Source organism: Sulfurisphaera tokodaii str. 7, from assembly GCF_000011205.1.
GTDB classification, from domain to species: Archaea; Thermoproteota; Thermoprotei_A; order Sulfolobales; family Sulfolobaceae; genus Sulfurisphaera; species Sulfurisphaera tokodaii.
The window spans coordinates 2,564,293-2,590,268 of sequence record NC_003106.2 but is presented as its reverse complement, the minus strand read 5'-3'; the positions used below and the strand labels follow the sequence as shown (position 1 = coordinate 2,590,268).

The window sequence follows — 25,976 nt, the reverse complement described above, 5'->3', positions numbered from 1 at the left end:
AAGTTAACTTTTTTCTTCCTCTCTTTTTCTTAGTTCAAATCTCTTTAACTTACCCGTTTCCGTCCTAGGTAATTCTTTTACGAACTCTATTTCCCTAGGATATGCATAAGAAGCTAGTCTACTCTTTACCAACTGCTGGATTTCAGTTACTAACTCCTCTGAGGGACTATACCCTTCCTTTAATACTATGAATGCCTTGATTATATTTCCTCTCAATTTATCTGCCTTACCTATTACCGCTACCTCTTGAACCGCAGGATGTTGTAATATAATGCTTTCTATCTCTTCTGGTCCTAACCTATATCCAGATACTTTTATTACATCATCTGCCCTACCTTTAAACCAAATGTAGCCATATTCGTCCATTATTCCTAAATCTCCAATTAAAAACCAATCCCCTCTAAATTTCTTTGCAGTAGCTTCCGGGTTTTTATAATATCCTAGAAAAAGTACTGGATCTCCAGACTTTACTGCTATTTCCCCTATCTGATTTATCAGTTTATTTCCTTGTTCATCAATAACCGCTACCTCATGTCCCGGTGCAGGTTTGCCCACAGAACCTATTTTTCTCCATAAGGAATTGTTTACTGTTACTAAATTAGCTTCAGTACAACCATAAAATTCATTGACATTAGGAGACAATTCTTTCATTGCCCATTCTATTAACTCCTCTCCTACAGCTTCTCCTGCACTACTAATTGCCCTTAGCTTTAAATCGTAGTCCTTTGTAGGGCTACTAACTTCTCTTCTAATCATTCTCAAAGCAGTAGGAGGAATAAATGCGCATGTAACCTTATATTTTTGCATTACTGCAAGAGTATCTTTAGGAGAGAACTTGCCCGTTCTTCTGTATGCTACTATAGGCTTTCCGAAATATAAACTAGGTAATAGTACATCACCTATAGCTCCTATCCATCCCCAGTCTGCTGGCGTATAAAATACGTCTTCCTCTTTTGGTGCCATTTCGAAATAAAGTTGATAAGTTGGAATATGTCCTAATAAAAATCTATGAGCATGAAGAACCCCTTTTGGTGCACCAGTACTACCTGAAGTATAAAAAAGTTGGGCAGGATCTTCACTTCCAGTATTCACAGCGTCGTATATTCCAGAAGCTTTCTTAACCTCGTCGAATTCTATCTCATTTTCTCTATTAGCTTCACCATCAACTACTATCTTAGTTACATTTTTTAACCTCTCTCTTACTTCCTTTCTTGAACCTTCCATTATTATGACTTTTGCTCCACTTTGCTTTATTCTGTACTCAACAGCATCTACTCCCATTAACGGGGAAATAGATAAAGTGACACCTCCAAGCCTATATATTGTCAGAATACTTACGATTGTTTCAACTCTAGGTTGTAAATAAACACCTATCACATCACCCTTTTTCACTCCATTTTCTTTCAAAAGTGTTATCAAAGAATCACTAAGTTTTTTCAATTGTGAGAACGTATAAACAGAGTGATTACCCTCTTCATCTTCATAGTAAACAGCTACATTATCTCCTAATCCTTCTCTAATTTTTCTGTCTAATATTGCTTCTCCTATATTAAAATAAGAAGGGATACTCCACTTAAATGTCTTTATTAATTCATCATAATTATGAAATCTATTTTCCCTTAGGTCAATTTCAAACATAATAAAATTATCTTGTTTTTAGTATATAACTATTATTGTGCTATTAACAAAACATTTAATAACGTTTTTTATCTAATATCAAAAATAGATAGTATGTATAGAGTTATTGAATTAGGGCATGTTATCGCAGCACCTTTTGCTGGAGAAATTTTACGGCATTTAGGATTTGAGGTAATAAAAGTAGAAACGTTACAAGGCGATTTAAGTAGAAAAGACGATGTATTGGGAGATTCTATGTTTATTTTCAATAATAGGGGTAAAAAATCAATTTCTATAGATTTAAAAAAGGAAAAAGGAAAGGAGATTTTTCTGAAGTTAGTTAAGAATTCTGACGTTCTAATAGAGAACTTATCTCCTTATGCTATGGATAGATTAGGACTATCAGATGAGGTTATATTTTCTGCTAATCCCTCACTCGTATATTGTTCCTTGAAAGGATATCCTAAGGGAAAATACGAGAACTTGCCTGCTTTCGGTACTATAATTGAGGCTGAAAGTGGGGTAATGGATGCAAATGGTAAAGCTAGATTGCCTGCTTCAATAACAGACATGAACGCTTCTACATACTGTGTAATCACAATCTTATGGGCATTACTTATGAAGAAGCCTGGGCATTATAGAGTTGATATAATTCAAAGTAATGCCGTTTGGTTAGGTTATTATCTTATAGCATATCAAAAGTTAGGTAAGCTATTTGAAGGAGGAAGCGATGAATTACCCTTCTGGGCTCCATACGAGTTATTCAAGAGTTCTGAAGGAAGAGAATTTTACTTAGCAGTAAATGACAATTTAAAGTTTGAGAAGCTTTGCAAAGCGTTAGGATTAGTTAGTCTCTTAAATGATGAAAGGTTTAAGAATAATGCAGATAGAGTGAAGAATAGAAAAATCCTTCATGAAATATTGCAACAGAAATTTAGTTCAATGAGTTTAGATGAAATAATAGAGACTCTGCGTAACAACGATATTCCGGTAGGTAAACTAAATAGTGTGAAGGATCTAATTAGTAGTGAGGGATTAGTAGAGTGGGAGATGCTTAAGAACATTATGATACCAAAGCTTCCCTTACCCGGATCTTTAAATAATCAAAATGTACCAAATTTAGGTGAAGACACTTTACACATATTGAAGGAGTTAGGATATTCAGATGGCGAGATAGAAAAGATGATTAAGGAAAAAATAATTGAGTTTAATATTTAGTGATGAAATTTATTGAACAACAGAATTGGAAAATTGTAATGACACTTTTAAGAAAGCATTAACATCAAAATCTTATGATATAAATTATATTCTTATAACTAATACTCCTTATAGAGTACGATAAATTGACATTTAAATTCCGATTCAACTTAGTCAAAGATGTTTATAATCTATTAATTACACCATGAGTCCCTATTTCTTCGTTTACTTAAGTATTAGTAGTTGCATTTAAATGTTACTAGTATAATATAAACCTATGAAAGTTGTAATCTTAGGCGGAGGATTTGCTGGAATATCAGCTAAATTATCTTATCCTAACTCAATACTAATAGATGAAAATGATTTCGTAGTTAATACTCCTAAATTGGTTGAAGTTATAGAGAATGTTGACTTAGAAATTTCTCATGCATTAATTCATAGAAAGGTCGATCTTAAGGCTAAGGTTTTAAAGGTAGATTTTAAGGAGAAAGAAGTTATTACGACTGAAGGAAAGGTTAAGTTTGACAAATTAATAATATCCTTAGGTTATGAGCAAGACCTAAGTAAGATAAAGGGAGCTGAGAAGTATGCAATTGGATTTACCATACAAAACATAGAGAAAATAAGAAAATTTAGAGAGGGGTCAACTGTAACTATACTCGGAGGAGGTGCTTTAGGCATCGAATTGGCTGGGGCTTTGAAGAAGAGGGGTTTTAACGTTAATCTGATAGAAGCAGAAAAGAGATTAGTACCTTATTTATCCTCTAACTTTTCTACAGAAGTACAGAAGGCTTTAGAGGAATTAGGGGTAAACATTATCTTAAATGGGAAAGTTGATGAGGTTAAGGAAAACGAAGTTATTACGAGCCAAGGAGTAATAAAGACAGACTATACAATATTTTCAGCCGGATTTAGTGGTCCTAAGATAATAAAAGAACTAGGATTAACAAATAAGAATAATAGAATGTTAGTTGATGAGTATTTAAGGTCTGTTGATTATGATTTTGTTTATGGTGCAGGAGATTGTGCGAATTTTAAGAACGGTTTTATTCCTCAATCAGCCCAAGTAGCTTCTCAAGCTGGAAGTGTAGCAATAAAGAATGCTGTAGAAGATGATAATATCGTTTTCAAACCCAATCAAAAGGCTATAGTTTTAAAAGTTGGTGATGAATATATAGGATTATTCAAGGATAGCGTTATAAAGGGTGCTTTATCGAAATTGGTGAAGATTTATGCGATAAATAGTTTTGAAAATAAAATCTCTAGACTAAACACTCTGCCTTTTCATTATCTTCAAATCTAGATGATTTAAACTTTATCACTCATTATGCTACTAAGCCATGATGGTTAACCGATTATTTTATCATTAAATTCTGAATATAAGTTAGGTAACGTTTATTTTTCCTCTTTCTATTATTTGTATTATGACAAAAATTTCTGATGTAGAAGCCATCTTATTAGGTAAGGAAATAACTAGTGCAAAATGGGCATCATTAATGGTCTTGGTAAGAGTTGTTACAACGGATGGAAGGATTGGTTATGGGGAGACGGTAACAGCTTTAAGAGCTAATGCTGTAGTCGATTTAGTAAAAAAGATTAATAAGGTTATGAAAGGAAAAGACGTATTTGACTTAGAGAAAAACAAGATGGAGTGGTACAAGCAGGATTTTAACATGTCTATCTCACTAGAATCAACAACAGCTTACAGTGCATTTGATATAGCATCATGGGATATAATTGGGAAGGAGTTCGGAGTACCTATTTATAAACTCTTAGGTGGGAAATATAGGGATAGGATAAAACTTTATGCTAATGGTTGGTACCAAAATGCCGTAACCCCAGAGGATTTTGCTGAGAAAGCTAAAGAAGTTGTTAAACGTGGTTACAAAGCGTTAAAATTTGACCCTTTTGGCTCATATTTTCACTTTATAGATAAAAAAGGTTTGAAAGAGGCTGAAGAGAGAGTTAAAGCTGTTAGGGAAGCCGTTGGTGATGATGTTGATATTCTTATTGAGCATCACGGTAGATTTAATGTAGATAGTGCCATTGAGATAGCTAAAATTCTTGAAAAGTATAACCCCTTATTCGTTGAAGAACCCGTACACCCAGAAGATGTTGAGGGGTTAAGAAAATATAGGTCTTTTACTAAGCTTAAAATTGCACTAGGTGAAAGGATAATTACAAAGACTCAAGCGTTAGAGTTTATGAAGGAGGGACTTGTTGATTATTTACAGATAGACTTATACAGAATAGGTGGCGTTACTGAGGCTAAGAAGGTTGTAGGAATTGCTGAAGCTTTTGATGTATTAATGGCTTTCCATAATGCTCAAGGACCAATATTAAATGCTGTAACTTTACAATTAGATACTGTAATACCAAACTTTTTAATTCAAGAATCTTTCTACGAATGGTTCCCTTCATGGAAAAGAGAATTAATAAGGGATAGTACTCCAGTAGAAAATGGTGAAGCCTTAGTGCCAGAGAAGCCTGGAATTGGAGTTGATTTCAACGAGAAAATGATAGAAGAGTTAAGGGTTAAAGAGGAGGTTTTTGAACCTGGCGAACCATTATGGGTAGTAAAAGGAACTTGGAAAGATTATTAAAGAGTGAAGTAGCTGACTTGGAAGATTTCATATTTTATGGCGATTAAACATAGAATATAATTGATAAGATTAATATTGAAATATCGACTAATAGAAAATTTAGAAGTCAGCAATAAGAGTTAATTAGCGTTAAAAATACTCTTGTGTATTTAGTAAAAATTTCCATATTGGTACAAATTTTATTTCTTGCATTTCATCCTCATAGTCCCAAGTTATCACAATCTTTTTTCTCGCCTTTATCTTATTTAATCCTTCAATCTCTCTCTTAGGTATTTCATCCTTCCCAGAAGCATAAGTAACTTGGATTGCCTTATCCCTTACTAGAAAATCTATTTCATAATTATTACCCTTTACATAAAATAGTTTTTCTCCCATTCTAGATAGTTGTAATGCAACTAAATTTTCCATTATCCTACCTTTAGAGTTATCTAAAGCAATTGAAGATATAAAACCCGGGTCTATTACGTAAACTTTCTTTGGTGATGTCATACCTTCTCTTGGCTTACCAGTAAACCTTTCAGACGTTATTATTATATAAGCATTTATAAGACCGTTGAACCACTCTTCAACAGTATTATTGCTAAGTTTAAGTGTTTTAGACAATCTTGATAATGAGACTTCATTAGAGAAATATTTTATAATATTTACTGCAAATGATCTGAATAATTCAATTCTTTTTATTTTTAATCTTTGCACAATGTCTTTATAAACTATATCCGAAAATATTGTGAAAATGAAGTCTTCAGAGATTTTCAATACTTCTGGGAAACCTCCTTCTCTCATGTAATTTTCTAATTCCCTTTTGATTATGCCTTCCGAGGAAGTAGTATATGTATTCTTTACTTTTTCAATTCTAACCCCCTTAAATCTCAAATACTCCGAAAAAGAGAAGGGAAATAAAGTAAAGTTTATGTGCCTTCCAGTTAATGTAGTTGCCAATTCGCCAGAGAGCATTTTTGAATTACTTCCAGTTATGACTATTTTTTTACCTTCTTCCCTTAATCTACTCACGAATAATTCCCAGCCATCTACGTTATGAATTTCGTCGAATAGAAAGTACTCAACTTCTCCAAATAACTCATAAATAGCTTTTTCCAACTTGTGTAAATCCTCAACTTTTATTCCTGCCAATCTATCGTCGTCAAAGTTTATATATCCGAAATTTTCTCCTCTTAATAACATTTCAGCTAATGTTGATTTACCACTCCTTCTAACGCCAAGTATTGCTAAAACGTTAGGCTGAGAAAGATATTTTTTCAAATTTGGAGTATCTCTCTCTATAATTCTTTCCTTTTCAAATTTTCTTTCTAATCTTACTTTCTGGTCTACAAGCACTTGTTTTATTTCATTCACAGTATATATTTTCCCTTAATTCTTATAAACTTATGCAGTATAGTGAATAGCTTTGCCGTAAAACTTATGCAGTATAGTGAATAAGATAAATTGAATAAAAAATAGTTAAGGTATAATTAATCAATAAGATATAAAAACGTTGAAAAGCTCTATGTAATAACTCTTTGATTCTATGTTTTTTTATACCGTGGTTTAAAGGAAAACAATGATCTTTCAAATACATAGAAACCCTTGTTAGGAGATTGTCCGTAACTTAAGTAAGTTTAAGAATTTGGTATTAAAATTCATAGCATCTTGTAAATTGTAATCATCTCTTTATCACTTATATCGCAAAATCCATTCATATAACTCTTTGAAGTCATTTACTATAACATCAGGTTTGCCACCTATAGGATCGACTATTGTATTCTTCCTATTTACGAATATACTCCTCATACCCGCGTTTTTAGCTCCTATGACGTCAAATGCATTTGATGAAACTAAGAATGCTTCTTTAGCTCCTATCGAGTCTAGGAAATATTTGTATACTTTAGGTGAAGGTTTATATTCTTTAACACTTTCTGCACTAAATATGCCCTTAAAATATCTTAACAAACCATTGCGCTCTAAATGTTGTTTAACCTCATTTATAGACCCGTTAGATAACGCGTAGACCTCGGCTATCTCAGATATTTCCTTTAAATATTTAGTATCTTCATAAGCTTTAAGATTCTTCCACTTATTTAACTCCTCATCAAATTTGCTCTCTTCGCCTCTTACCTTTAAGATGTATCTTAAAGTAATCTTTGTTATTTCCTCAAATTCCACATATTTCCCCATTATTGTAAGTAACCATGTATACTCTAATTGCTTATTCCTAAACTCTTGAATTACCGTAGATGTATCAAGAACTGTTCCGAAGATATCAAATGCTAGAATGATCACAATATAGCTTTTAATTTAAGCCTTAAAATATCTATCTGTAATGTTTTTATAGCTTTTAATATTATTAAATAATTTTTGTTATTACTATAATTTTTTACATATAGAATAGTTATTTTTGATAATTGAATTAAGACAAATAAGTTACAAATTCCTCTTTGGTAGATTAGATACAATAAGAGGAACTTTCTTCAGAAAACTTTATAATGTGGTAGTAATACTGTTTTCAATAAAATTTCTTAATAAATATATTATAATCAATTATATTCGTCTATGTTTAAGTGTATTTAATACTTCAAGTAATGCTTTCTTAGGTTCAATTTTCTTTTCTATAATTATTTTGACTATTTCACTCTTAAAACTCTTAGGTAATAGCTCTATGGAATTAGTAGTAGATTTGTCTATTTTTACATTAGGAAATAGCTTAACTATCTCGTTAACAATATCTTCCTCAACATCAATCTCTATTCTCCTCATTCCTTCCAACACTTCTTTGGCATAATTTAAACCCAACTCCTCTAATTTCTTACTCATTTCCTCATTAAGCCAGATAAAGATTTTCATTAGTAATCACCTAAATCGAATATTTTCCTTCTTTTCTCTAAATATTCTTCAGTCACGAATGGGCTTCCAAAACCATACTCCTTAGCAGCTTTCATTAGGATATCAAAAACTTCCGGTCTCATGACCATCTTAGTAGGCTTAACTTCATCCAATATAACGCTCCTTAGTAAACTTCCACTAAACTCCTGCCTTTCATCCTTATGATCACATAACATTTCATTTTCTATGCTTCCGCACTTAGGGCAGTAATAATTCTCCCTCAAGAATATTGGCTTTATAATTAAGTCCTTCTCGTCAATCATATCAAAAATTTTATGGGCTTCATAAGGTGAATAATAGTTTCCAACTCCAGCATGATCTCTTCCAAATACATGATGAGTACAACCTATATTACTTCTAATTATAGCATGAAGTACAGCTTCTCTAGGTCCAGCATATCTCATATCCCATAAGGTAAATGAGAGCATATGAATTCTCCTGCTAATGTAACCATATTTAGATAGAGCATCATGAGTTAGTAGGATGGCCTCATCTATGTAATCCCCTATTCTCTTTTCACCTATTACTACATTAACTAAAATCCCGGTTTTTGGCTCTTCAACTTTCTCACTTCCATTTGCAGCAAACCAAGCATATTTCATTAAATACTCATGACCCGTATGAGGTACATTTCTGGTTTGGAACGCTACTATATTTTTCCAGCCTTTCCTTTCAAACACCTCTCTATGTTGCCTTGGAGTTAACCAAAAATCAGTGTAAGGATGGGAAAATTTAGGCTCTTTTATTAACCAAATATCACCACCTATGAATTTATTAGCATAATTTAGTGTTCTTTTCACACCAGGATGCTTAATATCCCTAGTCTTATACACTTTCTCAGCCATATAGGCTTTGTCATAAGTAAATATCTCCTTAACATGCATTATTGCCAATGGTTTTCCCATATATGTAATTCCTATAACATCACCTTCCTTTATTCCGTTTGTTTCATTTACATCAAAAACCAATGGGATAGGCCATAATATTCCATTTGGAAGTCTCATATCATTAACAACTGAATCTACTTCGTTAAAAGTCATGAAACCTTTAAGCGGAGAGAAAAAACCAAAGGCTATTCCTATTATTTCATGGGCCAACTGCCTTCTCACGTCAATTTTATTTAACTCCTTAAACTCACTAAAATCCCTAAGAGTTCTTTCAACTACCTCAACTCTTCCGTGCCCTATAAATTGGGTCATTTGCAAAAGTTATTTTCTTAGCTGATTTTTAAATTTAGCTATTTGTGCAAATTTTGCACATATCGAAAAGCTCAAATTATTAATCCAAATACAAGTATTTAGATGATAAGCAGAGAAGAACTTGAAAAACTCAACAGTTACTTCGAAGAGAAAGAGCCAATAGAAATCTTAAAATGGGGTATAGAAAAGTTCCACCCTAAAATAACATTAGCGTGCAGTCTTCAAGCAGAAGATTTAGTAATATTAGACATGCTTAGTAAAATAGTGAAAAGACCAAAGGTTTTCATAATAGATACTGGGAGATTACATCAAGAAACTTACGATTTGATAGAACAGATTACAAGTAAATACGACGTAGATTTATCGATATACTTCCCAGATTATAAAGAGGTAGAGGAAATGGTCAAAAAATATGGAATAAATCTATTTTATAAAAGTATCGAGCTTAGAAAATTATGCTGTGAAATTAGGAAAGTAAGGCCTTTAAAGAGAGCTTTAGAGGGGATGGATGCATGGATAACAGGGCTTAGAAGGGAACAAAATTTCACTAGAAGCAAAATAAGGAAAATTGAAATTGATGAGATTAATGGAGGAATAGTAAAACTAAATCCTTTAGCAGATTGGGTTTATGAACAAGTATGGGATTATATAAAGAAGAATAACGTTCCTTACAATAAGCTTTACGATAAGGGCTATAAGAGCATTGGCTGTGTACCATGTACGAGACCTGTAAAGCCTTGGGAACACCCTAGGGCAGGTAGATGGTGGTGGGAACAAAGTGGAGATAAAGAATGTGGATTACATTATAGGGAGGTGAAGTGATCATACCAATAAATCCCAACTTTAAAACGAAGCCTGAAGAGTATAGTGAAGAGGAAAAGATAAAACTGATGACTAAAGGTTTAACACAAGATTCCTTAGGAATTTATAACTCGCTTAGCGATTTAACAAAAGACGACATAGAAAAAGAAATATCACAGATAGTTAAAAGTTTTGGTATCTACTTAGAATTTAATAGAGATAAGATGAAGTTTGATAGGGTTAAGGATTGGATTTACATGATTAGGGTAGCAATTCCCGGAGGAGGTCCTATAAGTTCTGATCAGTGGAGAATACTCGATGAAGTTGCAAATAAGTATACTGTTTCAAATGCATATACTGGTTATCCACAACCCTCATTAAAGTTGACTACTAGACAAGATGTTCAATTCCATAATGTTAAAAAGAAGGATCTGGTTAATGCAATAAGAGATATAGTTCAATCCAAATTCTATACGTTAAATGGGTGTGGAGATAATGTAAGAAATACGATATCTTGCCCTATATCATCATATTACGGTTTTGATATAAATAGGCTTGCCAAGAAAATAGCTGAGTATTTTAGACTACCATCAAAACTTTATATTCAAGTATTCGAGCTAGATCCGAATATTTCAAGTGAACTGGAAAATAGGGAGTCCTTTCAGTATTCAGATAATTTATTACCTAGAAAATTCAAGATTGCAATTGCAGGAATTATTAAAATTAATGGTAGCTACGTTATTGATAATTGCGTAGAGGTTAGGGCTAATGATATAGGTATAGTTCCAGTAATAGAAGAAGGTAAAATAGAAGGTTATCAAATATACGTTGGCGGCTCAATGGGAGAAAATAATTCATATCCTACTTTCTCAGCTTTAGCATTACCTATAGGGACTGTTAGTGAAGAAGAATTAGTAAGAGTTTTAGATGCTATAGTTAGGATACAACAAGAATGGGGTGATAGAAAGAATCGTCATTGGGCTAGGTTGAAATATTTAGTATATAAAATGGGAGTAGAATGGATAAGGGAGAAAGTAAAGGAGTACTCTGGCATAGAATTAGGAGAAATTAAGGATATTGATCTTAGTTTCAAAGAATTACATCTAGGGTGGATTAAATTAGGAGATAAATGGGGTTACGGAATTTTCATTGAAAATGGAAGAGTTATTGATGGAAAGAACGGTAAGGTAAAGAGTATGATAAGATATATTGTAGATAATTATTACGATGTAAAACTGTTTATAACTCCTAATCAGCATTTAATAATTACTCAAATAGATCAAAGAGAGGAATTTGAAAAGATATTTAAGGAATTCGGTTACGGAATCAGAGATGGAAAGGCATATTCTAAATTGAGAATTAATTCTATAGCTTGTGTAGGATTTCCTACTTGTAAGTTATCGTTTACTGACTCTGAAAGATTCCTTCCATCACTTATCGATGAGTTAGAGAGGAGAGGTTTTTCTAACGTTTCAGCGTCTGTAGGTATTTCTGGTTGTGTGGCACAATGCTCCAGGCCAGCTACTCATCCCATAAGCTGGGTAGGTAGTGGTTATGAGCTTTATATGTTAAAGATAGGAGGCTCTAACGACCATATAGGAGAACCCTTAATAGATTGGGAGGAGAACGTAATTTATTTATATCAAGTACCTTCTAAAAGATTAGCTGATGTTACTGAGGCATTACTACAGCTTTATGAAAAGAATAAGGACTTAGGAAAAGATGCAGGAGAAGTGTTTAGAAAATTAGGCAATAAGAAGATAATTGAATATTTGAAAAGTCATGAGAAGACTAGAGATTTAATGAAACCACACAAATTTGATACAAAAATAGAGGGATATAGGGAATACCACGAATTATTAAAGCAGAGAATAAATGAGGTGATAAAATTTAAACAAGGGTAAGGTAGTATTAGTTGGTGTAGGTCCTGGAGATCCAGAATTAATAACCTTAAAGGGAATTAAATATATTCAAACAGCTGATGTCATAGTTTACGACCATTTAACACTTAAAGAGATATTGTCTTACGCAAAACCTTCTTGTAAAATAATTTACCTTAACAATGATGATGAGGAAATTGATGTACTAAGAAAACATTCCTTAGAGGGTAAGCTGGTAGTAAGATTAAAGAACGGCGATCCTTACGTTTTTGGAAGGGGAGGAAAGATCTGTCTTACGTTAAAGGAAGAGGGAATAGAATGTGAAGTAATACCCGGTGTTTCATCAGTTAATTCAGTCCCGGCTTATGCTGGAATACCTTTAACTTTCCCGAAAATCTCCGATATGATAACTATTGTTAGTGGTATAACTGATGGAGGTAAGCTTTTCGATTTTCAGAAAATTCCAGAGAAGGGAACTTTAGTAATATTAATGCCAGGTAAGAGATTAGAGGAAATTTCTAAAGGCTTAATAGCCAAAAGAAACCCATCAGAGAAAGTGGCTGTAATAGAAAGAGGTACTTATATTGATCAACGAGTTTCCTTAGTTAAGCTTAAGGAATTGTCAGAACTTAAACTATCCTCCCCCTCTATGTTAGTCATAGGAGATGTAGTAAAACTCAGAAATTTCTTGTGGAAATTATCTTAAAACATTATTACGTTTATTTTCAATCTATTCGTTAAAAACTAAAATTGCACAATTCATGTGGATATTTAAATGTTGAAACCAATGTATATTTAGTGATCAAAAATGTCACAAACAATACAACAACAAGTTGTAGTTGATACTAAATGGCTGTTAGAGCATTTAAAGGATCCTAATGTTAGGATTGTGGAAGTGGATTACGACCCCAACACTGCATACAACGTATGGCATATTCAAGGAGCAGTACTAATAAGATGGAGAGAAGATTTAAGACATCCGGTAATAAGGGACTTCATAGAACCTAGTGATTTTGAAAAGTTAATGGAATCTAAAGGGATAAGTAATAATACTACAGTTGTACTCTACGGAGATTACAATAATTGGTTTGCAGTATATACATTCTGGCTGTTCAAAGCTTATGGACATGAAGATGTGAGAATATTAAATGGTGGGAGAACTAAATGGGCTAAAGAAAACTTACCTACAGAACAAGGACCTAAAGAGCCTCAATATCCTAAAGGGTCATATAAGGTTAAAAAAGTAGATTGGGGAAGTCATAGAGCCTTCTTCTGGGAAGTACTTCAAAGAGTAACTAAAGGTGAAGTTGGAAAAACCACAATATTAGTTGATGTGAGGTCACCTAAGGAGTATACTGGAGAGATTAGAGCTCCCCCTGAATATGCTGATGAACAAACACAAGTTGGTGGTCATATCCCTGGAGCAATTAGTTTTCCATGGTCACAAGCAGTTAACCCAGAAACAGGGGAATTTAAACCAATAGAAGAATTGAGGAGATTAGTAGAGAGTTCTGGAATATCACAAGATAAGGAGATAATAACGTATTGTAGAATAGGAGAGAGGGCTGCTCATACATGGTTTGTTTTGAAATACTTATTAGGCTATCCTGCAGTAAGAGTATACGACGGCTCATGGGCTGAGTGGGGAAACATAGTAGGAGCGCCAGTCAAAAAAGGAAATGAACCATGAAAATAATAGATAAGGTTAAGTTAGACAGAACAGAATCTTGCGGATCAAGAAGTCCTTTAAGTATAATATTAGATGTTATTAAAAAAATAAAAGAATGTGATGAAAGTGTGGAAGTTCTATTAAACGATTATGATTGGCTTTTAAGTTTAAGATACATTATCCAAATCAATGACATGCCATTAAAAATTATTGAAAAGGGTAAAGAAGATACTTTCTTGAAAATAGAAGTTATAAAAGAATGTATATAATTTTAATATAAATTTTTCTTTCATTAAGTTTAAATTTGATGCATGATATATATGATTTATGTTTAATCATAGTTTATAAGACAACAATGTCTTGAAAATCATATAAAGATTTTTGTGTACATTAAGTAGGGGATCTTTACCTTTGAAGTTTGACAAAGTGTAAACCATGAAAAATTGGCTATAGGAGGAAATATTGGCGTTTTATTTATAGGAAAATTATACATTATAGAACATAATGAGCTTAATCCTCTTTATATGAAACATTAGGTAGACTATATAATTTATATTCTGACAAAAATATAAAAAATATAACATATTTATATGTGACATATTGTAAGACTCTGGAATCTCCAAGGATAAGCTAGATTTAAAGGTTGAAATAATAAATTTTTTGACTATAACTCTAACAAGCAACGGCAAACAATCTAATTTCCATAAGTAGTATAATAATATTTAATTTTAAATGGAAACCCTAAAAAGACATTTATGGATAATTTAGTTATCTTATGAACAGATGAGTAATTACTTAGTCCTTAACTTAAGATATATAAAATAAGAGTTGAATAGGTTAATATGAAATTTTATCATATGTTATGTAGTCTTTTAAAAACATTTAATTTTATGATTCCTTACATGGAGAATTTGTGAAAAAACTTTTTAATATGTTTTGAAAATATTTCTTATTATGAGGAGATTTTATTACTATTTTATTCCAATTATCTTATTATTAATAGTCTTATTTGGACTATATTATCCACAGTTAAATATTACGATTCAGCAAGCATTAACAACAGCAAATACTATAAAAATCTTCTTATACTCCCACCACAAACTAATAACCAATGCCTCAATATCAGTCTTCGCATTCTACCCCACACGAAAAGGAACAATATTCCAAAAAATATACAACGCCTCCAACAAACAATACTACCAATTCCCAGTAAAAAAACTAGATAAATGGGCAAAACAATGGATAAAATTCAATAAAAAAGAAAAAACAAAAATCTACCCATCAATCCTAATCCTAGCAACATACAGCATAATAAACCAAAAAACAATAACAACACTAACACAAACATACGCAACACCACTAAACACAACACAAATAACCAAAGGACAAGGAGGAAAAAACATAATAATAAAATTCAAAACACCAATAAAAAACAAAATAAAAACAATAAAAAACACCAATAAAAAACAACAAACAATACAACCACAACAAACAACAACCACAACAATAACATCCAAAACAAACGGAGATTACATAATAACAGAATACATACCAAACATCATAGCATGGTACCCAAACAACAAATCAGTAGGACCAATAGCAATAGCAACAATAATAGGACCACAAAACAACCTAAACTACTATGAATCTACACTAGGAGTGATTGTTTCTAACCAACAAGGTTATTCTGTTAATGTTGGATTTTATATTTCCCAACCTCTACTAGGCCAATTACCATTAAGAGTTACCATTCCCGGTCCATCATTAACAGTATGCGATAGTAACAGTATAGTTGAAGCATATAATACCACAGAAATAGGTACTCCGTCCCCATATGATGTTGGTCAGTTGTATGTTTTAGGTCAAGTTGCATGGGTTAATTGGACTGAGATTTATTATATACCTCATGATAGTATTTATCAAGTTTATCACTTTCTACAAGTAATATTAACAGAAATTGTGTCAGTAGAGAATGGGAATGCAGTAGCACCAAAAATATACTATTACAATTCATATATTCCTAATACTTCTTATAATAAGTTACCTAGGAATAGTTTCTCAACTATTAAGCCTTTCGTTTTCTATAGTCCGGGTGGTGGTGGAGGTTGTATAGCTCCAGTTTACTTTAATAACCTAACATATATTGGCTCATCAAGCGGTAATCAGATTTTTTCATATGGAAGCATGTATATTCATGGTGTTAATTCGGAGTTTCAGGTTGGGCTTAATGTTGGTGCTTTAGCTGCTCTTGTAATGCCAGAGGCCTCACCAGCATTGATTGCAGAATTAGGTATGGTAAATATTGGGGTTAGTATTTCTAGTAGTCAACTTTCAGGCTCAGCGTTAATATTGAGTGTAAGAAATGAGCTTGCTACACCACTTAATGTATATTATTCAAATTATAGTGCCCTATACGATATTAATGGGCAATACTACATAATACCTACTGGTGTGTTCTACTTAAACTATAGTTAAACCCTAAAATTCTTTTTTGTTTAAACTTATACTCCTAAGCTTAATATATTATAAAATTCTGGAAATAGGCTAATTCTTACTTCTCCTTAATTATAAATCTTGAAATAGATTGGAATCAGAAATTATTTTATAAGATTTATTAATTAACAAAATTATCATTTACATTCTAATTGTAGACTAAAATGTTAATAAGTAGAAAACAAGTTAGAGGAGATTTTAAAAGGAAGAGATTAATGTATACAGTAAGATATATTCTACCGAGACGGTTAAAGTAACTCATCTAAAGAGTATTGGTAAAATATTCTTTTTTACATATTCTAGAACATTTAGTTCATGTTCCTTCATAAGTTGATAAGCTTTATCTGGATTCCTCTCTATAATAGCCGTAACAATTTCACTGTGTTCTCTTAATTCTTCTTCTCTCCTCTGAAAACTAGTAAAAAGTGTTACCCTAACTATCTTTAATTTTAATCTTATATTCTCTAATATATCAGCCAGAAATTTATTATGGGAAGCTTCACTTATAGTTCTATGAAGTTTTCCATTGAGTTCAGCTAAAGTCAAAGGTTCTGCATCCTCCTTAACTCTTTTTATCTCTTCTATAATGTCTAACATTTTCTTTAACTCCTCCTCAGTACCCCTAATAGAAGCTAACTTACTTGCTTCAGCCTCTAAAGGAATCCTAATTTCATAAATTTGAATTATATCTTCTGCTGATAAAGGAATAACAGAATACGACTTCCCAGATTTTATTATAATACCATCCCTCTCTAATCTAGCTAAAGCTTCTCTAACAGGTGTCCTACTAATATTAAGAGTGTTTGCCAATTCATCTTCCTTAAGCAAATTCCCTGGTTTATACTTGCCGTTTATAATTAAATTCAAGATCTTTTCATATGCCAATTGTGATAAAGACACAATAATTAACTAGGAAAAAAAAGTATTTAAGATTATGTTGCCAAATCAGCAAATTTCAAAATCCTTAGTTTTCTAGTGAAATTATATTTTTCGCGTAGTATTTCCTCATTTAATGAAACATCTTCTGGAACCTTTACTAAACCATTGTTTATATTGAACTCAGCGTTAAACAGTTCTGAAGGAATTTGAGCTAATGGGAACTCAACTTGAACTATATTCCTTTTCGCTAACGCAAGTTGTAGAGTGTGAAATAGTGCTATTCCAGATCTCTGAGGCCTTAAATGTGGCATGACTTTTACTCCGTAACTCTCGGCTAAATCAATAACTTTAATCATTTTCAAGTAACCACCAATCTTAGAAATATCCGGTTGCACATATTCAATTCCACTTTCAATCAACTTCCTAAAGCTATTAATAGTATATTCATTCTCCCCAGCAGATATTGGGAATTTTTCTGCTAAACGCTTTAAATTATCGTAATCGTTTGGAGGATAAATCGGTTCCTCATACCATTCAATCTCATAACGGTGGATCTTATTCAAAAATGATAATGCTGATGAGTAATCAAAAGCAGAATTAAAATCAATAGCTATCTTAATTTCAAAACCAAAAATCTCCCTAATTTTCTTCAAAGCATCCTCAATCATCTGAGGTTGTTGATGTAGCTTCACAAGGGTAAAGCCTCTATTAATTGCAACCTTAACTGCACTTACTATATCATCAACGCTCTTATATCGTGGAAAACTAGCATAAACCGGGACGCGATCCCTTACCTTGCCTCCAAAGAACTCATAAATTTTCATATTCCTCATCTTTGAAAAAACATGCCATAATGCAGTTTCAACCCCACTAATAGAACCTAAAGTTATACTACATAGACCAGCAGAGTATAACATTTTCTCTAACTTTTCAACTACCTCATTTATTGAGACAACTTCTACATTTTCTAAATAAGGAATAATTAGATCCTCAAAAACACCGATATAAGCTGAGATAATGCCACTACCAGCTATTAGAACCTCACCATAGCCAGCATAATCACCTAAATTAACTTTTGTAAATAATTGTACTCCCCACTCATCAACCCATTCTGGCATAGGATTATCTACATAAGGTATTGACGCTGGTAAAATAGAAACCTTCATTTTTTATGCACTTATGTATAATTTTATAGGAGAGAATTCATCATGCTGAAGTACTTCTGCTGATGTTAATCTTCCATTCATTACCCTTAAAGCATAATTAAATATTCTTTCTCCAGCCTCTTTTAATGAAACCTTAAGTTGAAGTAAGTCCGATACATCAACATCTATGTGTTCAGCCATTGTTGTTACAGTTTTAGGATTTGCCGATATTTTTATTACTGGAATAATAGGATGACCAACAACATTTCCCTGCCCAGTTGTGAATAAATGTAGAACAGAACCTTTAGCAGCAAATAACGTTACTGCTTCAGCTGCAGCAGAAGAGGTGTTTACGAAACATAAGCGAGATGATCCGGAAGGAAGAGGATCTAAGTAGTCCAATACACATGTGATTGGTTTGGTACCAAGTTTCTGTATATTTCCTAAAGCCTTTTCTTCAATCGTAGATAAACCGCCTTTAATATTTCCTTCCGTAGGCTGAGAGCCTAATAGATCAACTCCTTGTGATTCAATAAAACTAACGTACTCTTTATAAATCTTCATGAATTTTTCTCTTAATGTTAGATCTGGAATCCTATTAGCAACTATGTCCTCAGCTCCCGTTAACTCTGAAGTCTCACCAAATAGAACTGTAGCACCATAATCAATTAATTTATCTACAGCATAGCCTGTTGCTGGGTTTGATGCTAAACCAGATGTTGTATCACTCTCTCCACACTTTATACTCACAACAATTGATGATAAGTCAACTTCTGTCCTTTGTTTCTCACTTGCGTATTGAACAAATTCTTTAGCCTTTCTAGACGCTTTCTCAATTACTCTTAAATCACCATTTCCTTCAATTGGAAAAACTTCCACTGGTTTACCGGTTTCAGCGATTTTATCAGCAACTTTATGAGCCCAGTTATCCTCAATTCCAATAACAATAGCTCCAGCAACATTCGGGTTTGCTCCGGTCCCAGACAATATGTGGAAGAGTAAATCTAAATCTTTCCCAAATTGTAACCTACCATAAGGATGAGGTAAAGCAATTGTGCCCCTAATAATTCTTGAAACTGCTACTGCTGCACTATTTGATAAATCATCAACCGGTATTATCGCAACATGATTCCTTATTCCAACACTACCGTTTTCCCTTATATAACCTTTAATAGTAACCTTTTCCATTTACCTCACCTCTTTAAATTTCCCCACCTAATCGATTTTATATTATGTATATGAACGTGCTCACCAGCTTTGATATCGGATATAGCAATCCCTATAGGTCTTCCATATTTAATGGCGACATCGCCCTTCTTTATATTAGTTAATGCAATTTTATGACCCAATGGTATATCATTGAGAGCCTTAATTTTAGGACCAATTGCCATATCCTCGATATAAACTCCTTCAACCTCTTCTCCAGCCTTTATATCCACTACAGCTACCCCTACATTATCTTGCTTGTTGTGAATTAAAAAATGTGGCATAATATATAGTCTTGTAAAAAAGTATATATACTTAACTGTATACATTAACTAATGTTACTCGTATAATGTAATCTATAATTGCCATTAATTTCTTTACTTCTATAGAGCGTGGATTTTCTTCTTGTTAGTACTCGTTTTAGCCCCCTTTATTTACTCAAGGGGTTATAAGCAGATGAGTTTCTCCTAGCTTTAATATTTTTTCATATTGATAGTTGAATAAAAAAGATTTTAAATAAAAATTTTTATAATTCTATTTGAAGGAATTAACATATTATTTAGCATACTGTTTTTGCCTTTGTACACTTAACCCTCTTTCAAATACTTTTAACATGTCTTCCAATGATACTCCTTTGGTCTCTGGCATGAATAAGTATACTATTGCTATTGCTAATATAGATAGTACAAGTTCTAATGCGAAGAATGAATAAACTCCAAACGCTGCCTTCCAGTATGGAAAAATAAATATTATTACAAAATTTGCGAACCAGTCTATTGCTGCTAATAAACCGGCACCTCTTCCTCTTACTTCCGTTGGTATTGTTTCTCCTTGTAGAACCCATCCTACTCCGCCTACACCTACATGGAAGAACAGTAGAAATAATGTCATTGCAGTAAAAACTAAAGCTACACCAGCAAATACGATACCTGACGTAAAGGCTCTTAGGCCTATTAACATTATAGCTAAAGATCCTACTAATCCAGCATATCCAAAAATTCCTAGCTTTCTTCTTCCCCATTTATCTATAAGATAAAATGAAATTGCATATTCTATTGCTCCTAATGATTCTGAGATTGCTGTATTAAGAATAGCTCTCGGTCCGGTTAATCCTAGATATTTATATATAGTAGGACCATAATATAATATAACATTTATACCTGTTATTTGTTGAAATGCTAACCATAGACCTACCAATATTATAGCGGTTCTAATTGCTTTATTGTTGAACATTTCCTTAAATGATAATTCTTTAGATGGAGCTGCAATATGTTCATTTTCTGCGATATTAACTCCAAATTTTCTTAGTATGTTCTTTGCTTTTTCTTCCATTCCATTAAGTAATAACCATCTGGGACTTTCAGGTAAAAACGCTCTTAAAGCTACTAAAATTACCGCTGGAATTACTCCTAAGCCTAACATTAGTCTCCAGTTAGCTGAGAAAGAAAGTAGATATCCTGCCCAGAAAGAAGCAGTAATTCCCGAAAATATCATTAATTGTTGAGTTATCGCTAATCTCCCTCTCCATCTCTTGGGTGAAAATTCGGATATATAAGCAGTAGCTATTGCGGTATCTGCACCTATAGCGAAACCTACTAAACTTCTCCATAAAATAAGGAGAAATGAGTTTATAGCTATCGCAGATAGCAGAGCGAAGACAGCATACATTATGCCATCTGTAACTAGTAGTGATTTTCTTCCATATTTATCAGTTATAGGTCCAGCCGCAAGTGCACCGATGCCTGCTAATAATGATGTGCCAGAAGTTAATATTGCAACTTCTGGCGGCGTTAAATGAAAAAGAGGTGTAACGTATACCAACACGCTCCCTATTATTCCAGTATCATATCCAAATAGAAATCCCCCTAGTGCACCTATAATAGTTGCTAAAATATGTAGTCTTATAACTTCAGCGTTATCTAATCTTTTTACCACCTCCTCATAGGAATTATCATGGTAATTCCTCAAATATTATTGTATACATTTACATATATAAAGTTTAATGGTATACAATGATGTAAATGTTAAATATTATTGATTAAATCTTTTAGTTATTACACTGATTAAATAGATATTAGATAATATTTGCATAATTCGTTTTTATGATAAATTTATGTCTCATAATATTTTGATGCGTATACATTATAATAAAGATATTAATATTTAATTAGCTCTTTTATTTCACGATAATCATGGAAATATCTCTCAAAGGTAAAACATGTCTAATTACTGGAGGTACTCACGGAATAGGATTGGCCACAGCAAAACTATTTGCTGAGCTTGGTGCAAAAGTAATAGCTTTAGGGAGAAATATTGAATCAGTCGAAAAAGAGAACAATAGTATTCAATTTGTTAAAGTAGATTTAACTTCTAGGGAACAACTCCTCTCATTTATAGAGTTGTATAAAAAGGAAATAGGAATTATAGATTGTCTAATTAATAATGCTTCAACTAATTCTAGATATTCTATACTCAATGTTACATTAGAAGAGTGGGATAAGATGATATCTTTAGTACTTACTGCCCCTATGTTACTTTCAAAAATGGCAGCTGAACTTATGATAAAAAATGGTATTAAAGGTAAAATAATAAACATAGCTGCTATACAAGCTCACTACCCATTGCCGGAATCCTTACCTTACGTTACAGTTAAGGGAGGTCTTATAGCTATGACCAAAAGTCTTGCTGTAGATTTAGGAAAATATGGAATTCAAGTTATTGCGGTTGTCCCGGGACCTATATATACTAAAGGTGAAAAAGTCCCAGAAAATCTAGATAAAAATGCAGCTACACTTCTCGGAAGAATGGGCAGGCCTCAAGAAGTTGCTAATTTGTTAGCTTTTCTAGCCTCAGATTACAATACATTCATAACTGGAACTGAGATAATCATAGATGGAGGGAGAATAATAAGCAGAAAGCCAGATCCAGAAGAAATTACTTCTGGTGCGGTATGATAATGTAATTTTTAAAGATAATCTTTGTGTTTATGGTAGGGTTACAGATAGTTAATGAATGGATTCTTCAAAGTTACTTTGCAAATTGTATTTTCTCTCAGAAAATTAATATGATTCTATGAAGAAATAGTTGATTGAATATCTTTTTTAATAGTATAATCTCATGCTTCCGTAAGTATCAAATAGAGAAGAAATTATTTGATCTCATGTTAACAAAATAAAATGAATTCAATAGAAATCTGAATCGCTCATGCATACTATCACGTATATCTTAATAAACCTCTTATTAAAAACTTTAAAACTCTAATAATTAATGAATAATATGAATGTAGAAGCCTTTAGCGTATATAAAGCAAAATTAGGAGAAGGACCTGTTTATGATATACAGTTAAATAAACTTTTTTGGGTAGATATTGAAGGAAAGAAAATTTTGATTAAAGACCTTGATAGTAATTCAGAGAACGCGTTCGAAACTCCAGATTTGGTTTCCTCATTATGTATTATTTCAGAAGATGAAATTATAGCTACGATAAGGCATGGTTTTTATATTATAAATTTCAGAACAAAAAATGTAAATAGAATAGGAGAAGTAGAAGTTGATTACGAGGAGAATAGATTTAATGACGGAAAGTGCGATGCTCTAGGAAGATACTGGGCGGGTACAATGAATATGAAGAAATCCGGTCCTACCGGTAACTTGTACAGATTTGAAAAAAGTAATATAACCAAAATTTTATCTGGCTTAACTGTATCTAATGGTTTAGGATGGAGTCCTGATAATGATGTCATGTACTTAATAGATAGCCCGATAAGGAAAGTTTATGCTTTTGATTTTGACCTTAACAAGGGAGAGATATACAATAAAAGAGTTTTGATTGACTTTAATGGAGAACCGGGTAATCCTGACGGTATGACGATAGATGAGGAAGGATATTTATGGATAGCCCATTGGGGTGGAGGGAGAGTTAGTAGGTGGTCAGCGCGGGGAGAAAAAGTCTTTGAAATAAAGCTTCCAGTGACTTATGTTACTTCAGTCACATTCGGTATGCATGAAATGAATAGGTTATTTATAACCACTGCAAGTAAAGAAGACGAACCATTAAGCGGTAGGGTTTTCACTACGCACGTAAATGTAAAGGGAATTCCATCATATAGATTTAAAAAATTATAAGAAAGGGTAAGGTTAAATTATCAATTTTTGTATATTAAGTATTAGTTATAGTATTAAATCAATCAATAAATAAAGTTCAAAATCAACAACTACATAATTTTTAACTCTAGCTATGTAAAAGAGAGGCAGTTAGAAGGAATGTTAATTCTCATAATATGCAAACCAAAACTGATTATCTTAATAATTATCTTTGCTATTATATATGACAAGATGATTTGGATATATGATGAAAATGGGAAGAAATATACGTGTGATGAAAAAGGAAATTGTGAAAATATTGCGTTAGTGAGGTTACATACTAAGGAGTTTGATAAAGGTAAATTATTAAGCGTAGAGGTTAAGTCCCTCATTAGACTATCTAAATTTCCTATAGAAATGAAGCTGGACATTAATACTAATAATGTATTATCATTTACAACCCAACAAATATATGCTGAAACTTACGGAAAAGCCTTTAATTATTATAATTCACTTGCTGTCGACAAAGTACCAGAAACAGAGCCCCCTAAAGAAGTTAATTATAAATTAGAGAATCTAGATCATGAAAGTTACTTAAGAACTTATCCTTGTTGGATTTATCCGGTTGTCGGGATTATTCCAGCCTATTCTGTCTTTGTATTAGCTGAAGAAAATGGAAAATATGAAGCCATACTATCTCTTTCAAATAACTATGTAACGAGTTATTTATCATCAGACAAAGTTATAGTTTATACTGGGTTAGTCACTGATACAATTCCAGAAAGTTATTTCTTATCAATTGGAATTTCAGAAGATCCTTATGAGGCTATAAGATCTTCATTTGAAATAGCCTCTAAACATTTACTAACATTTAAACTGCGAGAACAAAAGGGAGTTCCTCAGAAATTGTTAAATGGATTGGGCTGGTGTAGTTGGAACGCTTTCCTAACTAAAGATCTAAATGAGGAAAATTTGTTGAAAACGGTAAAGGGCATAATTGATAGGGGTGTAAAGCTAAGCTGGGTTCTGATAGATGATGGTTGGCAGGATCAAAACTCTGATAGGGCTTTAAATTCCTTAAATCCGGATAGTAAGAAATTTCCCAGCGGGTTTAAAAAACTCATAGAATCTTTAAGAGCACTAGGAGTTAAGTATGTAGGCTTATGGCATACTATAAACGGTCATTGGGGAGGATTAACACAAAACTTTTTAAAAACGTATAGTGTTACCGGTTATTTCAGTAAGTTCCTTAATAGTTATGTTCCGCCAGCCTCATCACTAGAAGATTCTCTTCACTTTTACAAGGAATTTGACGGTCATATTATGAGAGAGGGTTTTGATTTCGTTAAGGTAGATAATCAATGGGTTATTCACGCTATATATGAGGGATTACCTATAGGCATTATGGCTAGAAATATACAGTTTTCTCTTCAAAGTATCTTTGGTTTAGATATAATAAATTGTATGTCTATGACCCCAGAAAACTATTGTAACTATTTATACAGTAATATTATGAGAAACTCAATTGATTATGTTCCTTTTTGGAAAGAAGGAGCGAAGTTGCACATACTCTTTAACGCGTACAATTCCCTACTAACTTCTCAAATAGCTTATCCAGACTATGATATGTTCATCTCATATGATCCCTATGCTAAAATACATCTAATAGCCAGGATTTTCAGTGGAGGTCCAATATATATTACTGATAGGCATCCAGAAAGAACAAACGTTGAGCTACTTAAGTCAGTATTGTTACCAAATGGGGAAATAGTTAGAGTAGATGAACCGGGTATTATTACGCCAGATCTGCTGTTTAAAAATCCCTTAAAAGATGATGTTCTGCTAAAAATTAGAAGTAAGGTTAAAGGGTATGATGCAATAGCTTTCTTTAATGTAAATGAGAAAGAAATTGAAGAGGTCTACAAGACCGATAAAGAAGCAATTTATTATAAAGTGTTTTCTGGTGAACTAGGAAAAGGCGATATTAAAGTAAAATTGAAGGAACTTGAAGCAGAGATTGTGATAATTTTGCCTAAAGGGAGAAATATAGTGGGACTTAAAGAGTATCTTTTGCCTCCTTATCCAATAGAGATTATTGGAAATAATAGGGTGTACTCTAAAGCTAACGGTACTTTAGTTTACATAAAAGATTCTACAAAGAAAGAAATAAGTATACAAGCTGAAGAAATAGTTAGTATCGAGTAATTTTTCATTTGGTTTAAATTAGAAACGCCATAATTATAGGTGACTTCTTTACACTTTTTAATGACAAAACGCGGGGCAGCCTCGCCTTTTAAGGCGGGGTAAAGTTTAAAAATTATTTTGAA

Annotated in this window: 21 protein-coding genes and 1 pseudogene; 12 read left to right on the top strand and 10 right to left on the bottom strand. The window is 32.6% G+C overall.

Going from position 1 to position 25,976, the window contains the following annotated elements; all coding sequences use genetic code 11:
• Positions 1 to 3 precede the first annotated feature (3 nt).
• Positions 4 to 1,638: an AMP-binding protein gene (locus STK_RS14105; protein WP_010980660.1), complete on the bottom strand. Its 1,635-nt coding sequence runs from the start codon at positions 1,636 to 1,638 to the stop codon at positions 4 to 6.
• A 93-nt stretch (positions 1,639 to 1,731) separates the two neighbouring features.
• Between STK_RS14105 and STK_RS14100 the strand changes: the two genes are divergently transcribed.
• The 3 genes from STK_RS14100 to STK_RS14090 all read left to right on the top strand — a co-directional run bounded on the left by STK_RS14100 (position 1,732) and on the right by STK_RS14090 (position 5,417).
• Positions 1,732 to 2,835, top strand: a complete 1,104-nt coding sequence (locus tag STK_RS14100) for a CaiB/BaiF CoA transferase family protein (RefSeq protein WP_010980659.1) — start codon at positions 1,732 to 1,734, stop codon at positions 2,833 to 2,835.
• A gap of 256 nt (positions 2,836 to 3,091) precedes the next feature.
• Positions 3,092 to 4,117, top strand: a complete 1,026-nt coding sequence (locus STK_RS14095) for an NAD(P)/FAD-dependent oxidoreductase (RefSeq protein ID WP_010980658.1) — start codon at positions 3,092 to 3,094, stop codon at positions 4,115 to 4,117.
• 121 nt (positions 4,118 to 4,238) lie between these two features.
• Positions 4,239 to 5,417 (top strand): mandelate racemase/muconate lactonizing enzyme family protein, encoded by a 1,179-nt coding sequence (locus STK_RS14090; RefSeq protein ID WP_010980657.1) that lies wholly within the window; start codon positions 4,239 to 4,241, stop codon positions 5,415 to 5,417.
• Between the two features lie 129 nt (positions 5,418 to 5,546).
• Here the strand turns inward: STK_RS14090 and STK_RS14085 are convergent, their stop codons facing one another.
• From STK_RS14085 to sat, 4 genes are all read right to left on the bottom strand, one after another.
• Positions 5,547 to 6,770 carry an ATP-binding protein gene (locus tag STK_RS14085; RefSeq protein ID WP_010980656.1) on the bottom strand — a complete coding sequence of 408 codons (1,224 nt, stop codon included), beginning with the start codon at positions 6,768 to 6,770 and terminating at the stop codon, positions 5,547 to 5,549.
• Positions 6,771 to 7,088: 318 nt separating this feature from the next.
• Positions 7,089 to 7,694, bottom strand: a complete 606-nt coding sequence (locus tag STK_RS14080) for a haloacid dehalogenase type II (RefSeq protein WP_010980655.1) — start codon at positions 7,692 to 7,694, stop codon at positions 7,089 to 7,091.
• Between the two features lie 258 nt (positions 7,695 to 7,952).
• A complete protein-coding gene (locus STK_RS14075) occupies positions 7,953 to 8,255 on the bottom strand; it encodes a DUF6955 family protein (RefSeq protein WP_010980654.1) in 303 nt (100 codons plus the stop codon).
• Complete coding sequence (gene sat / locus STK_RS14070) at positions 8,255 to 9,493, bottom strand: sulfate adenylyltransferase (RefSeq protein WP_010980653.1); 1,239 nt, start codon at positions 9,491 to 9,493, stop codon at positions 8,255 to 8,257. The genes STK_RS14075 and sat overlap by 1 nt, the downstream gene beginning before the upstream one ends.
• Positions 9,494 to 9,595: 102 nt before the next feature.
• On the opposite strand from sat, the gene STK_RS14065 reads away from it, so the two are divergent.
• From STK_RS14065 to STK_RS14040, 6 genes and pseudogenes are all read left to right on the top strand, one after another.
• Positions 9,596 to 10,315 carry a phosphoadenylyl-sulfate reductase gene (locus STK_RS14065; protein WP_010980652.1) on the top strand — a complete coding sequence of 240 codons (720 nt, stop codon included), beginning with the start codon at positions 9,596 to 9,598 and terminating at the stop codon, positions 10,313 to 10,315.
• Positions 10,312 to 12,198 carry a nitrite/sulfite reductase gene (locus STK_RS14060; RefSeq protein ID WP_010980651.1) on the top strand — a complete coding sequence of 629 codons (1,887 nt, stop codon included), beginning with the start codon at positions 10,312 to 10,314 and terminating at the stop codon, positions 12,196 to 12,198. The genes STK_RS14065 and STK_RS14060 overlap by 4 nt, the downstream gene beginning before the upstream one ends.
• Before the next feature lie 10 nt (positions 12,199 to 12,208).
• Positions 12,209 to 12,880 (top strand): annotated as a pseudogene (cobA, locus tag STK_RS14055) (uroporphyrinogen-III C-methyltransferase); the annotation flags it as partial.
• A gap of 102 nt (positions 12,881 to 12,982) precedes the next feature.
• Entirely contained in the window at positions 12,983 to 13,864 is an 882-nt protein-coding gene (locus STK_RS14050) for a sulfurtransferase (RefSeq protein ID WP_010980649.1), read from the top strand.
• Complete coding sequence (locus STK_RS14045; protein ID WP_052846821.1) at positions 13,861 to 14,112, top strand: hypothetical protein; 252 nt, start codon at positions 13,861 to 13,863, stop codon at positions 14,110 to 14,112. The genes STK_RS14050 and STK_RS14045 overlap by 4 nt, the downstream gene beginning before the upstream one ends.
• 685 nt (positions 14,113 to 14,797) lie before the next feature.
• Complete coding sequence (locus tag STK_RS14040) at positions 14,798 to 16,318, top strand: hypothetical protein (protein WP_010980648.1); 1,521 nt, start codon at positions 14,798 to 14,800, stop codon at positions 16,316 to 16,318.
• 276 nt (positions 16,319 to 16,594) lie between these two features.
• Here the strand turns inward: STK_RS14040 and STK_RS14035 are convergent, their stop codons facing one another.
• The 5 genes from STK_RS14035 to STK_RS14015 all read right to left on the bottom strand — a co-directional run bounded on the left by STK_RS14035 (position 16,595) and on the right by STK_RS14015 (position 21,534).
• Positions 16,595 to 17,236 (bottom strand): GntR family transcriptional regulator, encoded by a 642-nt coding sequence (locus STK_RS14035; protein WP_010980647.1) that lies wholly within the window; start codon positions 17,234 to 17,236, stop codon positions 16,595 to 16,597.
• A gap of 32 nt (positions 17,237 to 17,268) precedes the next feature.
• Positions 17,269 to 18,381 (bottom strand): mandelate racemase/muconate lactonizing enzyme family protein, encoded by a 1,113-nt coding sequence (locus STK_RS14030; RefSeq protein ID WP_010980646.1) that lies wholly within the window; start codon positions 18,379 to 18,381, stop codon positions 17,269 to 17,271.
• Positions 18,382 to 18,384: 3 nt separating this feature from the next.
• Positions 18,385 to 19,548, bottom strand: coding sequence for a UxaA family hydrolase (locus STK_RS14025; RefSeq protein ID WP_010980645.1), 1,164 nt, complete (start codon positions 19,546 to 19,548; stop codon positions 18,385 to 18,387).
• Between the two features lie 5 nt (positions 19,549 to 19,553).
• Positions 19,554 to 19,850, bottom strand: a complete 297-nt coding sequence (locus tag STK_RS14020; RefSeq protein ID WP_052846820.1) for a UxaA family hydrolase — start codon at positions 19,848 to 19,850, stop codon at positions 19,554 to 19,556.
• Positions 19,851 to 20,121: 271 nt separating this feature from the next.
• On the bottom strand, positions 20,122 to 21,534 hold the full coding sequence (locus STK_RS14015) for a sugar porter family MFS transporter (protein WP_198429707.1): 1,413 nt from the start codon (positions 21,532 to 21,534) through the stop codon (positions 20,122 to 20,124).
• Between the two features lie 221 nt (positions 21,535 to 21,755).
• On the opposite strand from STK_RS14015, the gene STK_RS14010 reads away from it, so the two are divergent.
• The 3 genes from STK_RS14010 to STK_RS14000 all read left to right on the top strand — a co-directional run bounded on the left by STK_RS14010 (position 21,756) and on the right by STK_RS14000 (position 25,854).
• Positions 21,756 to 22,520 carry an SDR family NAD(P)-dependent oxidoreductase gene (locus STK_RS14010; RefSeq protein ID WP_052846819.1) on the top strand — a complete coding sequence of 255 codons (765 nt, stop codon included), beginning with the start codon at positions 21,756 to 21,758 and terminating at the stop codon, positions 22,518 to 22,520.
• Between the two features lie 313 nt (positions 22,521 to 22,833).
• Positions 22,834 to 23,691, top strand: coding sequence for an SMP-30/gluconolactonase/LRE family protein (locus tag STK_RS14005; RefSeq protein ID WP_010980641.1), 858 nt, complete (start codon positions 22,834 to 22,836; stop codon positions 23,689 to 23,691).
• Between the two features lie 210 nt (positions 23,692 to 23,901).
• On the top strand, positions 23,902 to 25,854 hold the full coding sequence (locus STK_RS14000) for a Sip1-related alpha-galactosidase (RefSeq protein WP_052846817.1): 1,953 nt from the start codon (positions 23,902 to 23,904) through the stop codon (positions 25,852 to 25,854).
• Positions 25,855 to 25,976: the final 122 nt, after the last annotated feature.